At 73.6% G+C, this 13,468-nt stretch carries 10 protein-coding genes; 3 read left to right on the top strand and 7 right to left on the bottom strand.

The features are described 5' to 3' along the window. The first annotated feature begins 56 nt into the window (after positions 1 to 56). Together Q6347_RS11795 and upp are read left to right on the top strand one after the other, a co-directional pair. Positions 57 to 1,637: an LPXTG cell wall anchor domain-containing protein gene (locus Q6347_RS11795; RefSeq protein WP_304607443.1), complete on the top strand. Its 1,581-nt coding sequence runs from the start codon at positions 57 to 59 to the stop codon at positions 1,635 to 1,637. Positions 1,638 to 1,735: 98 nt separating this feature from the next. Continuing rightward, a complete protein-coding gene (gene upp / locus Q6347_RS11790) occupies positions 1,736 to 2,371 on the top strand; it encodes a uracil phosphoribosyltransferase (RefSeq protein ID WP_171245974.1) in 636 nt (211 codons plus the stop codon). A 33-nt stretch (positions 2,372 to 2,404) separates the two neighbouring features. Here upp and Q6347_RS11785 read toward each other — a convergent pair whose 3' ends face one another. Continuing rightward, positions 2,405 to 6,412 (bottom strand): sigma-70 family RNA polymerase sigma factor, encoded by a 4,008-nt coding sequence (locus Q6347_RS11785; protein WP_304607442.1) that lies wholly within the window; start codon positions 6,410 to 6,412, stop codon positions 2,405 to 2,407. A 179-nt stretch (positions 6,413 to 6,591) separates the two neighbouring features. On the opposite strand from Q6347_RS11785, the gene Q6347_RS11780 reads away from it, so the two are divergent. Further along, the gene (locus Q6347_RS11780) at positions 6,592 to 7,353 is read left to right on the top strand and encodes a hypothetical protein (RefSeq protein WP_304607441.1); all 762 of its coding nucleotides are present in this window, start codon (positions 6,592 to 6,594) and stop codon (positions 7,351 to 7,353) included. A 72-nt stretch (positions 7,354 to 7,425) separates the two neighbouring features. Here Q6347_RS11780 and Q6347_RS11775 read toward each other — a convergent pair whose 3' ends face one another. The 6 genes from Q6347_RS11775 to Q6347_RS11750 form a co-directional block, all read right to left on the bottom strand. Beyond that, entirely contained in the window at positions 7,426 to 7,734 is a 309-nt protein-coding gene (locus tag Q6347_RS11775) for a DUF1540 domain-containing protein (RefSeq protein WP_304604590.1), read from the bottom strand. 171 nt (positions 7,735 to 7,905) lie between these two features. Further along, on the bottom strand, positions 7,906 to 8,364 hold the full coding sequence (locus tag Q6347_RS11770) for a heat shock protein transcriptional repressor HspR (RefSeq protein ID WP_171248365.1): 459 nt from the start codon (positions 8,362 to 8,364) through the stop codon (positions 7,906 to 7,908). 38 nt (positions 8,365 to 8,402) lie between these two features. Then, positions 8,403 to 9,410 carry a DnaJ C-terminal domain-containing protein gene (locus tag Q6347_RS11765; protein ID WP_304607440.1) on the bottom strand — a complete coding sequence of 336 codons (1,008 nt, stop codon included), beginning with the start codon at positions 9,408 to 9,410 and terminating at the stop codon, positions 8,403 to 8,405. 120 nt (positions 9,411 to 9,530) lie between these two features. Further along, a complete protein-coding gene (gene grpE / locus Q6347_RS11760; RefSeq protein WP_304604592.1) occupies positions 9,531 to 10,187 on the bottom strand; it encodes a nucleotide exchange factor GrpE in 657 nt (218 codons plus the stop codon). After that, entirely contained in the window at positions 10,184 to 12,073 is a 1,890-nt protein-coding gene (dnaK, locus tag Q6347_RS11755; RefSeq protein ID WP_304604593.1) for a molecular chaperone DnaK, read from the bottom strand. The genes grpE and dnaK overlap by 4 nt, the downstream gene beginning before the upstream one ends. A gap of 169 nt (positions 12,074 to 12,242) precedes the next feature. Then, complete coding sequence (locus Q6347_RS11750; RefSeq protein WP_304604594.1) at positions 12,243 to 13,403, bottom strand: MFS transporter; 1,161 nt, start codon at positions 13,401 to 13,403, stop codon at positions 12,243 to 12,245. Positions 13,404 to 13,468: the final 65 nt, after the last annotated feature.

Here is a 13,468-nt window from a genome sequence, read left to right as displayed (position 1 = left end):
ACACCGGGCGCGCCACCGCGCGCGCTCGACCTCCTGCCGAAGGGACCACCATCATCGTGAGACGACTGCTGGCGAGCATCGCGACCTCGACGCTGGCTCTCGGGAGCCTGCTCGTCGCCGCGGCACCGGCCTCCGCCCACACCCCCGACGTCACCGCCACGTGCGACGGCCTCGACGTCGAGCTGCGGTACTACGACGGGGCCCGCGTGACCGTCACCGTGGACGACGAGATCCTGGACGACGCCGGGTTCACCTCCCGGTACGCCGCGTCCTTCGACCACGACGGCTCCGTCGCGCACACCTGGCACGTCGCCGTGGACGCGCACGACGACGACCAGTGGGACCGGGAGTGGTCGGGGCAGACGACGCCCTGCGCCGCCGAGGCCGCCCCCGAGGAGCGTCTCGTCATCGGCCTGTACCTCTACGAGAAGGTGCACCCGGACCAGCCGGCCGCATGGCACAACTCCGGCCCGCAGGAGCTGCTCGTCCAGCGCGACGGGCACAGCTTCTGGGACGAGGAGGACTTCCCCGTCGAGAACCTCCCCGCCGACGTCTGCGGCACGGGCTGGGGCGTCCAGCAGGACGTCGCCGACGTCAGCGACGGCTTCGAGATCCCGACGCGGATCGTCTGGCCGGACGGCGGGTTCGCCGGCCACCTCGTCGACTGGCGGCACGACGACCTCGACGACCTCGTGACGGTGCCCCCGTGCGACGTCGCGGAACCGGTGACGCTGCCGGAGCCGGCACCCGTCGAGGCGTGCGACACCGAGGGCCGCGTGGAGCTTCCCGAGTCCGAGCTGGCCGAGTACTCGGTCACCTGGGCCGACGACCATTCGCAGGCCACCGTCACCGCGACCCCCGGTGCGGACGTGCTGCTCGCCGACGGGGCCGCGACGTCGTGGACCTTCGAGTTCTCCCGGACAGGGTGCGACGACGCCGGACCCGTCGTCGTGGTGCCCGAGCCCCCGACGCCCGTCGACCTCTGCGGCACGGCCGGCGACGAGCTCGTCGCCCCCCGCGACGGCGTCGAGGTCACCTACACCACGACGGACGAGGGCGTGGTCGCCGAGGCCGCCGAGGGCAGCACGTTCGGCGAGCTGCCGGAGGGGTACACCGCGGTCGACGCCACCACGGCCCTGTACCCCCGGGACCTGGTGACCTTCACCGACACGACCTGCGCTCCCGAACCCCGCGACGTCACCGCCGTCTGCGAGGCGGGTGAACCCGTCCTGGTCTACGACGTCGCCCTCCCCGAGGGCGCGCAGCCGGAGGACGCGAAGCCCCTGACCGTGACGTTCCTGGCGCAGGACGGGTCGGCCGTCGAGCTCACCGACCAGCCCCTCGCGGGTCGGCTCGCGTGGCCCGGCCAGACTCCGGGCGACACCCTGCGCGTGAGCTTCGGGGCCGGTCCCGGCGAGCCCGCCGTCGTCGACGTCACACCCCCGTCCGAGGGGTGCGGGACCCCGTCGGGCGGCGGCGACGAGGCGGACGGACCGGTGCCCGTGGCGGACGGCACACCGGACGCCGAGCTGCCCCGCACCGGGGCTGCGGTCGGCATCGCCGTCACCGTCGCCGCGCTGCTGGTCGCGGCCGGTGCGAGCCTGTTCCTGGTGCGGCGCCGGCTCCGGCAGGGCTGACCGGCACCGCACGCGGGACCCGGCGGGCCCGGCCGGCACGACCGGCCGGGCCCGCCGCCGTGCGGTCCGCGCCCGGGCGCGACCGGTACCGTGTGACCATGCGCCTGCACATCGCCGACCACCCGCTCGTCGCCCACAAGCTGTCCGTGCTGCGTGACGAGTCGACACCGTCGCCGATCTTCCGGCTGCTGGTCGACGAGCTCGTGACGCTGCTCGCCTACGAGGCGACCCGGCACGTCAGGACGGAGCAGAAGGAGATCCGCACGCCGGTCACGACGACCACCGGTGTCCGGATGAGTCACCCGAGCCCGATCGTCATCCCGATCCTGCGGGCCGGCCTCGGCATGCTCGACGGCCTGACGCGACTGCTGCCGACGGCGGAGGTCGGGTTCCTCGGGCTCCAGCGCGACGAGTCGACGTTCGAGGCGGTCACCTACGCCAACCGTCTGCCCGACGACCTGACCGACCGGCAGGTCTTCCTCCTGGACCCGATGCTCGCGACCGGCGGCACGCTCGTGGCAGCGATCGACTACGCCCTCGAGCGGGGCGCGCGCGACGTGACGGCCGTGTGCCTGCTGGCCGCGCCGGAGGGCCTGGAGGTCGTCAAGGAGGCGATCGGCGAGCGCGCCGACGTCCAGATCGTCACCGCCGCGGTCGACGAGCGGCTCAACGAGCACAAGTTCATCGTGCCCGGCCTGGGTGACGCGGGAGACCGCCTCTACGGCGTCGTCTGAGCACCGGGGTCGGCCGGCCGCCCGCCGGCCGGCTCAGCGTTCCTCGCAGTCGCCGACCTGCTCCCAGCGGGACCAGCCGCCGGCCCAGGTCTCGGTCCGCTCGGACCGGTCGAACCTGCCGTCGGTCCCGCCCGGCGCCCGTCCGTTGCGCTCGGACCGCCCCACCTGCCCCGGGGGGTCCCCCTCGTCGCCGCTCACGCCGCGGTAGCGGTAGTCGACGCCGTTCCACGACCGCACCTCACCGGTGGCGTAGCGCTGGCCCCAGCCGATCGGCTCGGCGCACCAGCCGGCCTCGGCCCCCGTGAACGCCGCGACGTCGAGCGTCGTGGACCACGTCTCGGTGGAGACCGTCCAGCGTCCCCCCTGTCGGCCGTCGACCCGCTGGACCTCCGTGGTCCGCGTCGCGCGTGCCGGCACCGTCACCTCGGTGTCGCCCCCGGGACCCTCGACGCGGAAGTCGACCTCCACGGTCGAGCCGGTGTTGTCCAGGACGACCCCGACCTCGCGCCACGAGGTCGTCCCGTCGCCGGAGGACTCCGTCTCGAGGGACCCCTCGTCGAGGAACGCGGAGGGGGCGATCACCACGCAGCGGGTGCCTCCGTGCTCGACCGTCCGGCGGACCGTGGTCGAGGTGCCCTCCACGCTCCGGGTCAGGCTGACCGTCACCTCCCCGGCGGCGAGGCGCGCGCCGTCGGCGTCGACGACGAACCGGACGGCACCGTCGGCCGCCAGGTCGCGGGCCGCGACCTCGTCGCCGTCGCGCAGCAGCGTCGCGCGCCAGTCGTGGCCGTCCCGCTCACGGACGTCGACCACCAGCCGTGCGTCACCGTCCTCGCACCGGGCGGCGGCCGTGACGTCGACGTCCGGCGAAGCGGGTGCGGTCGCGCACCCGGCGAACCCGACGTCGACGGTCACCAGGCTCCGTCCGTCGGCGCTGACCACGGCCTCGTCGGTCCCCCACGGGACCTCGACCTCGAACCTCGCGGACTCCCCGCCCCCGAGGCGCAGCTGCTCGACCCGGTCGCCGAGCTCGACCCGGAACACCACCGGCAGCGTCGAGGCCGAGTTGTCCAGCGGCACGGTGAAGGTGCGCGTCGACACCTCCGCGGCCGGGTCGAACCGGCAGGCACCCGCGGGGACGACCTTGCCCACGGCGGGGGCGATCGCCGCCGCCGGGTAGGTCGCCGTCGGCGCGGTGGCCGGCACGACCCCGACGACCGGCTCGTCCCCGTCGACGTCGAGCACCCAGCGGTACAGGTCGAAGGTCACGCGGCCGGCGTCCGTCGCGGTGCTGCCGGTCGGGACCGTGAAGGTGCTGCTCTCGCCGGCACCGAGCCGCACCCGGTCGGCCTCCCGACCGAGTGCCGACATCCCGGCCTGCATCGGCTCGTCACCGCGGTTGACGATGGTGCCCCGGACGCTCACCCGCCCCTCGACGTTGACGGCCTCGGCGGTGGTCTCGACCTCCCACCGGGGGTCGTAGCACTCGGCCGCGCCGTGGGCGCCCGAGGCCACGACGCGGCTGTACGTCTCCCCGGCGACGACGGTCGACACCGTCCAGGTCGCCCTGCCCGCCGGTACCCGCAGCCCGTCGGGCACGGTCAGCGTGGCCCGCGCCCCCGGGACCAGCACCGGGCGCTCCGTCGCGGTCGACCCGGCGGCGGCGAGCGCGACCGTCACCGTCCAGCCGGTGGTGTTGGTGTAGGTGCCGGAGACCACGGCGTCGGCCACGCCGACGCCGCCGGTGGCACGGCAGGAGGCCTGCACCCCGCCGACCCCGGCGAGCACCCCGGCCCAGCCCTCCGGCACGCCCACCGAGGACGCGGCGGCGATCGTCGGACCGTCGTCGGCGGCGACGGGCTCCACGTCGACGGTGTACGCACCGGCCTCGGTGCTGCCGTCGACGACGACGCTCACGGCCGCGTCCACGGCCTCCCCCGGCTGCAGCACGGCACCCGAGCAGAACCAGACCCCGGCGCCGCCGGCCGAGGGCTCGCAGTCCAGCCCGCCGGTGACGGAGTGCGGCACCAGCCCGGCCGGCACCCGGAGGCGGACGGCCCACCCGTCGCCGGTGGGCTGGTCGCCGGTGTTGCGCACCGAGAACGGGACCGTGCCCAGACCCGGGTTGGCGGCGAGCTCGGCGTCGGCGGCCCGCGTCGTCAGCTCGGGGCCGAACGAGCCCACGCGGGTCGGCGGCAGAGCCAGCCGGCGGACCTCCAGGCCCTCCGCCCAGACCTCCGCCATCACGTCGTAGGACCCGCCGTCCCGCACGACGACGGGCACCCGCACCGTGGTCTGCTCGTCGGCGTCGATCGTGCCGAGCCGGCACAGCACCCGCTGCGGCTCCGCGGTCGCGGTGCACGGCAGGGTCTCGACCGTCAGCGGACGCGGCACGGTGCCGCCGGCACCCTGGATGGCCGAGGACGGAGCGTGCTGCATGCCCGCCGGCAACGTGAGCCGCACGTGGGCGTCCACGGCCGGGAGCCCTCCGGGGTTGGAGACCTGGACGGTGAGGTAGTCGGTCGCACGGGGCCGGAGCTCGGCGTCGGCGTCGGGCACCTGCACGCTGACCGCGGCCGGCACCGGGATGCCGGGGTCGTCCGCGAGCCACGGCAGGTTCGCCGGGTCGGTGGGGTCCTCCTGCGGGTCCGGGCCGGGAGACGGGTCGGCCTGCCCCTCGGCGTCCGCCGACGGCCACGGGGACGCCTCGACCGCCACCGGGGCGCCGTCCGGGACCTCCTGCGCGGCGTCGGCGTCGCTGATCACCCCGAGCACGGAGACGACCCCGACCGTGGCCGCGGCCACGGCGCCGGTCGAGGCGACGACAGCCGCCCCGGACACTCCCGCGGCGCCGGCGGCACCAGCTCCTGCCGTGGCGCCGGCGGCGGCCGCCGCTCCGCCGACGGCCGATCCGCCGGCGGCCGCCCCGGTGGCCGTGCCCGCGGTGGCCGCACCGGCCGCTCCGGCGCCGGCCCCCGCGGCACCGGTACCGGCTGCTCCGGCGCCGGCCGCTCCGGCGCCGCCGGCGGCCGCGGCCCCGCCGGCGGCCGCGGCCCCACCCGCACCGGCGGCCGTGGAGGTCCCGGCGACGGTCGAGGCCCCGGCGGCCGTGGCGCCCGCGCTCCCGGCCGTCGCCCCGGTCCCCACGGTCCCGGCCGTCGCCCCCGCACCCGCGGCACCGGCTCCCACGCCGGCACCCGCCGCCGCGCCCGCGCCGATCGTCGCGGTGCCCAGCGGGAGCGCACCGAGGATCGCGGTCCCGGCGAGGCCGACGACGAGGGGCGCGACGACGGCGCGCATGCCGTGGGCGACGTCGCCGAGCTCGAGCACGAGGGTCCGGCAGTCCTGGCACACCTCGAGATGACGGTCGACCTTGGCGACCTCACGGCGGGCGAGCCCGCCGCGCACGTAACCACCGAGCAGGGGGTTCACCGCCCGGCAGGAGTCGGCGGGGTCGCCGCAGAGGTGCTGCTGCAGGTAGCCGACCCGCAGCCCCTCCCGGGCGCGGTAGGCCAGGGCCGAGACCCCGTTCGGCGTCAGCCCGAGGATGGGCGCCACCTGGGCGGGTGAGAGCTCCTCGACCTCCGTGTACCAGAGCACGGCCTGCCAGCGCTCGGGGAGGCCGTCGTAGGCACGGGCGACCACGGAGCTCTCGAACCCGGCCAGCGCGGGGTCCTCGGGGGACGAGGAGGGACCCATCGCGTCCTCGAAGGTCCCGTCGTCGTCGGTGGGCCGGGTGCGGCGCGCGCCGTGGGCGAGGTCGGCGGCGAGACGGCGCACGACGGTGAACAGGTACGCGCGGAAGTGGGTGTCCGGTCCGTTGCCCTGCTGCAGCACGCCGAGGACCCGCTGGAAGGCGTCGGAGACCACGTCGTCGGCGTCGCCGTCGCACCGCACGTACTGGCGCGCCAGGACCCGGGCGGCGCCGCTGTGCCGTGCGTAGAGGGCGCCGTAGGCCTCGAGGCTGCCTCCGCGCACCTCAAGGATCAGCTCGCCGTCGCTGGGAGCTGATCCGTCCGATCCCACGTAGACGTCGGTCACACTCGTCCGCTTCTCGCCCGGTTGTCGGCCTCTGCACCCGCGTCGACACGGGACGCTCACACTCTATCCGTACCCCGTGCACGTCGCCGCCCGGCCGAGCGGGCTGATCCGGGCCGGTTTCACCCGCACACGTCGCGGGTTTCTGCGTCATAGTGGGGGGCCATGAGAGTCACATCAGCATGAGCCTGCCGCCCGGCGACACCGTCGCCGTCGCCACGCGCGAACGCTGGCGCACCACGAGCCTGACCGAGGTCTGGCTGCGCCCGGGCGACTGGTACCACCCGGCCGTGGACGCGGTCGTCGAGGCCATCATCGAGGGGCGCTCGCCCGAGGCCCCCGCGCACCGGCTGGGCAACGCCCGCAGCGCCGCCGGCATCTCCCTGGACGAGACGCTGGAGGACGTCGCCTGCCTGTTCCGGACGGTGGGCTCCCCGGTCGACGTCGACGCGGTCCGCGGATCGGCCCTGGGCTGGGCGCTGGGACGGGAGCGCCGGCCCGCCCTGAGCGGTGTCCGTGATCCCGCGACCGGCCTGCCGACGGGGGACTACCTGGGCGAGCGGCTGCGCGAGACCTACGGACGGGCGGAACGTGACGGCGTCGAGGCGACCGAGTCCCACTGCCTGGTCGTGGTGGACGTGGCCGTCGAGGCGCTGGACCCCTGGCAACGCATGGCACGCGCCGCGTCGGTGGGGCGGACCCTGGACCAGGTGTTCGGCGGCGGGCACCCGATGGCGTCCCTCAGCGACGGCGTCTTCGCCGTCCTGTGCGAGCGGTCGGCGGACATCCCGCGCCTGTCCCAGGGCGTGCGTCGCATCATCGAGCGGAACGCCCAGATCCTCGGGGTCTCCGAGACGATGCGTCGGCCGGTCCGGGTGTGGATGGAGCGGCTGCCCCGTGACCACGAGGCGGCGCTCGACCTGCTCGAGCACCTGCGGCGCTGACGGCCCGCACCGCGACACGAGGGCCCCGGACGGATCTCCCGTCCGGGGCCCTGGTCGTGCTGCGCGGCGTGCTCAGGCCTCGGTGAAGGTGAGGCAGTCGGCGTGGTGGTCGTCCTGCGGACCGGACCCGACGCGGATCGCCGAGGCGCCGCACTCGAGGTCCTTGTTGTGGACGCAGTCGATGCGCTGGCAGGCGCCGACGTGCGCGACGACCTTGTCGAGCCCGCCCTTGGTGCCGAGCGGGATGAACGTGGCGCACGCGGCGTCACCGGGGACCCCGGCGATCGTGACGGCACCCGCGTGGCAGTCGTGGTCGTGGTTGTAGCTGCAGCCCTCCACCGAACACTCGGTGACCTCGGGCATCTCCATCAGCGTGGTCATGGCCGCTCCTCGGGTCGCTGGATCATCGCCGAACCATTTCGATGATAGGCGCGTCTCGACATTCCTGCCGAGAAACCAAAGGCGACCTCGAAAGATCAGGGGAGGCTTACCGAGCGATTCGTGAATTGCGAAAGGACGGCATTTCCAAATTCCGCGGTCGGCGCCGTCGCCTCACCCGCGGTCGCGCGAGGGACGCCACAGGACCAGTGCACCGCCCCGCTCCCGCCGCGGGTCGATGTCGAGCCGCAGCTCCGAGCGTCGCACGCGGCGGCCCAGCGGCACCGCGACGACGTCACCACCCGTGCCGGCGGCGAAGACGCGACCCTCCGCCTCGTCCCGCGCGGCGATGAGCCCCGCCAGCTCGGAGAGCCGTCGCTCGAGCTGGCCGACCTGGTGCTCGAGGTCGAGGATGCGCTTGATCCCGGCGAGGTTGATGCCCTCCTCCTGGGCGAGGCGCTGCACCTCGAGCAACCGGGCGACGTCGCGCCGGGAGTAGCGGCGCCCGCGCCCGCGGGCGCGCCGGGGCACGACCAGACCGAGCCGGTCGTACTGGCGCAGCGTCTGCGGGTGCATGCCGGACAGCTGCGCGGCCTGCGAGACCGTCAGCACCGGTGCGTCGTCGGTGACCATCTCGACCTCCCTCGCGCCCTGAGGTTACCGGTGCGTGACTACTGGGCGGCCTGGGCGCCGAGCTCCGCGCGCACGTCGCCGGTGTCCACCTGTGCCGCGAACTCCTCCAGCGCCTGCTTCGCCGACCTGCTGAGCTTCTGCGGCACGACGACCTGGATCGTCACCAGCAGGTCGCCGGTGCGCTTCGCCGTCGCCACGCCACGACCCTTGACCCGCAGCACGCGGCCCGACGGCGTGCCCGCGGCGACCTTGAGACGCACCGTCTCGCCCGACAGCGTGGGCACCTCGACGGTCGTGCCGAGCGCCGCCTCGGCGAAGGTCACCGGCAGCGTCATGCGCAGGTTCGCGCCGTCCATCGCGTACACGGGGTGGGACTCGACGTGCACCTTGATGAGCAGGTCCCCGTCCGGGCCACCGTTCATGCCGGGCCGGCCCTTGCCGCGCAGCCGGATCTTCTGGCCGTCGTGGACCCCGGCGGGGATCCGCGCGGTCATCTTCCGGCCGTCGACGGTCAGCTCGACCGTCGTGCCCTCGACCGCCGCGCGGAAGGGCAGCGTGGCCCGCGTCTCGACGTCGGCGCCCTTCTGGCGCTGGGGCCCGCCGAACCCGGCCGGGCGTCCGCCCGCGCCCCCGCCGAACATCGATCCGAGGATGTCCTCGAAGCCGCCGCCGGTCTGCTGGTACTGGACCCGGGGGCCTCCGGGGCCGCCCGCCCGGCCGGCACCGCCGCCGAACATGGTGCTGAAGATGTCCTCGAACCCGGCCTGGCCGCCACCCGCACCGGGCGCTCCGGCGAACCGGGCGCCGCCGCCGGCCATGGAGCGCAGCGCGTCGTACTGCTTCCGCTGCTCGGGGTCGGAGAGCACCGCGTAGGCCTCGCCGATCTCCTTGAACCGCGCCTCGGCGGCGGCGTCACCCGGGTTCTGGTCCGGGTGGTACTGGCGCGCCAGCTTGCGGTACGCCTTCTTCAGGGCCGCCTCGTCGGCGTCCTTGGGAACGCCGAGCGCGGCGTAGAAGTCCTTCTCGATCCAGTCCTGGCCGGTCACGACGTTCCTTTCTGCTGCACGTGCACGAGCCGCGGCCGCTGTTCGGCAGTTCGTGCCTCGTTCGGCAGCTCAGGCTGCCGAACGAGGCACGAACTGCCGAACGAAGCCGGCGTCGTGCGGCTACTCCGGTCCGACGACGCCCACGCGGGCGGCGCGGACCACCTTGTCACCGATGCGGTAACCGGGCTCGACCACCAGGTTCACCGTGGTGGCGGTCGCCTCGGCGTCCGTGTTGTGCATGAGCGCCTCGTGCACGGTCGGGTCGAACTCCTCGCCCACGGCACCGAACCGCTCGATGCCGAACTTGCCGAGCGAGGCGTCGAGCTTCTCCGCGATCGCCGCCATCGGGCCGGACAGCTCGCCGTGCGACTTGGCCCGCTCGATGTCGTCGAGCACGGGCAGCAGCGCCGCGAGCACGTCCTGCGTGCCCTGGGTCCGCGCGGCCTCCTGGTCACGCAGCGCCCGGTTGCGGTAGTTGGTGAAGCTCGCGCGCTCCCGCTGGAGCGCGTCGAGGTTCTCGGCCGCCTGGGCCTTGGCCTGCAGCAGCTCGGAGTCCTCGGCGGCCTCGCCGACCGGCTCGAAGTCGAGCGCCTCCAGGGGGTCGCCCTCGCCGGACGACGCCGCGGCCTCGTCGGTCTCGGGGGCGCCCTCGGGCGTCTCGCGCTTCTCGCCGGTGGTGGGGTCGACCTTGCGCTTGTCCGTGAAGTGGAAGGGGGAGTCCCCCGAGCCGCCGTTCTCCGGCGGCTCGGGGGTGCCCTGCGTCTCGTCGGACGTCACTGGGAGTCCTTCTTCTCGTCCTCGTCGTCCACGATCTCGGCGTCGACGACGTCCTCGTCGGAGCTCTCGGACTCCGACGACGGCGCGTCGCCCGCCGTGGTGCCGGCGGTGCCGGCGTCCGCACCCGCGGCCTGCTCGGCCGAGTAGAGCGCCTCGCCGATCTTCTGCGAGGAGGCACCGAGCTTCTCGTAGGCGGACTTGATCGCCTCGGCGTCCTCGCCCTCCAGGGCGGTCTTCACCGCGGCGATGTCGCCCTCGACCTCGGAGACGACGTCGGCGGGAAGCTTGTCGCGGTTGTCCGCGATCTGCTTCTCCATCGAGTAGGCGAAGGACTCCGCCTGGTTGCGGGTCTCGGCCTCCTCGCGACGCTTCTTGTCCTCCTCGGCGTGCTCCTCGGCGTCCTTGACCATGCGGTCGATGTCCTCCTGCGGCAGCGCGGAGCCACCGGTGATCTTCATCGACTGCTCGGTCCCGGTGCCGCGGTCCTTGGCGGACACGTGCACGATGCCGTTGGCGTCGATGTCGAAGGTGACCTCGATCTGCGGGACGCCGCGCGGGGCCGGGGCGATGCCGGTGAGCTCGAAGGTGCCCAGCGGCTTGTTGTCCCGGGTGAACTCGCGCTCGCCCTGGAAGACCTGGATCGCCACGGAGGGCTGGTTGTCCTCGGCGGTGGAGAAGATCTCGCTGCGCTTGGTCGGGATGGCCGTGTTGCGCTCGATGAGCTTGGTCATCACGCCGCCCTTGGTCTCGATACCGAGGGAGAGCGGGGTGACGTCGATGAGCAGCACGTCCTTGCGCTCACCGCCGATGACACCGGCCTGCAGCGCGGCGCCGACGGCGACGACCTCGTCCGGGTTGACACCCTTGTTCGGGTCCTTGCCGCCGGTCAGGTCGCGCACGACGTCGGCGACGGCCGGCATCCGGGTCGAACCGCCGACCATCACGACGTGGTCGATCTCCGAGACGGAGATGCCGGCGTCGCGGATGACGGCGTGGAACGGCTCCTTGGTGCGGTCGACCAGGTCCTGCGTCATCTGCTGGAACTGCGCGCGGGTCAGCTTCTCGTCCAGGTGGACGGGGCCGTTCTCGCTCATCGACAGGTACTGCATCGAGATGTTGGTGCTCGTCGCGGAGGAGAGCTCCTTCTTGGCCTGCTCGGCCGCCTCGCGCAGGCGCTGCAGGGCGATCTTGTCCTTGGACAGGTCGACGCCCTCGGTGTTCTTCACCTGCTTGATGAGGTGCTCGACGATGCGCTGGTCCCAGTCGTCGCCGCCGAGGCGGTTGTCACCGGAGGTGGCGCGGACCTGGATGGTGGAGAAGTCGTCGTCGTCCTTGCCGACCTCGAGCAGGGAGACGTCGAAGGTGCCGCCACCGAGGTCGAAGACCAGGATGAGCTCGTCCTGCTTGGACTTGTCGAGGCCGTAGGCCAGCGCGGCGGCGGTCGGCTCGTTGACGATGCGCTGGACGTTCAGGCCGGCGATCTGACCGGCGTCCTTGGTGGCCTGACGCTCGGCGTCGTTGAAGTACGCCGGGACGGTGACGACCGCGTCGGTGACGGGCTCGCCCAGGTACTCCTCGGCGTCGCGCTTCAGCTTGCCCAGGATGCGGGCGCTGATCTCCTGCGCGGTGTACTTCTTGTCGTCGATCTCGGTGGACCAGTCGGTGCCCATGTGGCGCTTGACCGAGGAGATGGTCCGGTCGACGTTGGTGACGGCCTGGCGCTTGGCGACCTCGCCGACGAGGACCTCGCCGGTCTTGGAGAACGCGACGACCGACGGGGTCGTGCGGGCGCCCTCGGCGTTGGCGATGACGGTGGGCTCGCCACCCTCCAGGACGGCGACCACCGAGTTGGTGGTGCCGAGGTCGATTCCGACAGCTCGGGACATGTTGGCACTCCTTGTTCGTGCGGGGGTTGAGTCGTCTGCACTCAACGTAAGACGCCGCCCGGCGGCTGTCCAGTCGAGAGGGACGAAGTTGAGTCTGCCTCACTCAACCTTGCACGGAGCGGCGATATTCCCACAGGTCGGAGGACATGTTCGCCGACGGTGAAGCGCCTCACATCGACGCAGTCCGCCTGGTCGCCGGGACGGCGCAGGCCATGCCCACCACCGTGACGGCGGCGGCCACCAGGAACTGCACGGCCATGTCCGTCGACCCCGCGAGAAGTCCCAGCGCCGCGGGGCCGATGATCGAACCGACCGCCAACGCGAGGAGCGTCGCACTGAAGCCGGCGGAGGGTCGCTCGGGAAAGACGTGCCCGCTCCACACGGCGAGCAGCGCCGACATCATCATGAAGCCCGGCCCGTAGAGCGCACCGGAGGCCACGACCCCCGACCAGGTTCCCGGGAACAGCCCGAGCAGCCCGATGGCACCGGCCAGCAGAGCCAGTGCGAGCAACAGGATCCGCCGCAGGCCGAACCGCCTCACCAGGTCGCCCGTGACGAGGCCGACCACCCCGACGACGCCGACGCACGCCCACAGCACCGACCGCGTGGACTCGGGCAGGCCCCGGTCCAGGGCCAGATCGGCGGCGTACGTCCAGTAGAACGCGCTCGACACCCCGAACAGGAGCGCCACCGCGAGGAGCGGCCACGAGTCACCGTTGACGAACCACCGCCAGCCCGGCCCACCGGCCCGACGTCGGGTGGCCGTCCGCCGGTAGGGCTGGGTGGGCAGCAGCCGCGCGTTCCACAGCATGCTTCCGAGGGCGAGGGCCGCGAAGACGATCCACGCGAGACGCCAGGACCCACCGGCGACCAGCGCGACAGGTCCCGCCACGGCCAGCCCGACGGCGGTTCCGGTGCTCACGACGGACAGGACCCGGTCTCGGCTCCGCGGACGGACCAGCTGGGAGACGGCGTCCGACAGGGGCGCCCACGCCCACCCCGGACTGGTGCTGGCGAGCAGTGCACCCGTCGCCATCACACCGGCGTGCGGGGCCAGGGCGATGAGCGTCATCCCGACGGTCGCGCACGCCCCGGCCAGGACCACGGGCAGCCGCGGGCCGAAGCGGGCGGCGAGCACGCCGCCCGCCAGCAGTGCCAGCAGGTAGCTCGCGTAGCTACCACCCGAGACGAGTCCGAGCGTCTCGGTCGACAGGCCGAACTCGTCCTCGAACACCGGGACGAACAGTCCGTAGCCGTAACGGGCGAACCCGAAGGAGACCCCGATGATCGACATCCCGGCCAGTCCGACGTGCCACGGTCCGACAGTCATGCGTGCCTCCCGGCCGCGAGCCGGTCTCTCGCACGCGGCCCGGTTCCAGCCCACCAGCCGTGGCT

It is taken from the genome of Isoptericola sp. b408 (assembly GCF_030588085.1).
GTDB lineage: Bacteria > Actinomycetota > Actinomycetes > Actinomycetales > Cellulomonadaceae > Isoptericola > Isoptericola sediminis.
The sequence above is the reverse complement of the archived record's forward strand: the minus strand, read 5'-3'. Positions and strand labels throughout refer to the sequence as shown.

Excerpts from the sequence above, each read along its gene's own strand:
- upp (WP_171245974.1), top strand. The coding sequence starts at position 1,736 with ATGCGCCTGCACATCGCCGACCACCCGCTCGTCGCCCACAAGCTGTCC.
- Q6347_RS11780 (WP_304607441.1), top strand. The coding sequence starts at position 6,592 with ATGAGCCTGCCGCCCGGCGACACCGTCGCCGTCGCCACGCGCGAACGC.
- Q6347_RS11775 (WP_304604590.1), bottom strand. The coding sequence starts at position 7,734 with ATGACCACGCTGATGGAGATGCCCGAGGTCACCGAGTGTTCGGTGGAG.
- Q6347_RS11770 (WP_171248365.1), bottom strand. The coding sequence starts at position 8,364 with ATGGTCACCGACGACGCACCGGTGCTGACGGTCTCGCAGGCCGCGCAG.
- dnaK (WP_304604593.1), bottom strand. The coding sequence starts at position 12,073 with ATGTCCCGAGCTGTCGGAATCGACCTCGGCACCACCAACTCGGTGGTC.
- Q6347_RS11750 (WP_304604594.1), bottom strand. The coding sequence starts at position 13,403 with ATGACTGTCGGACCGTGGCACGTCGGACTGGCCGGGATGTCGATCATC.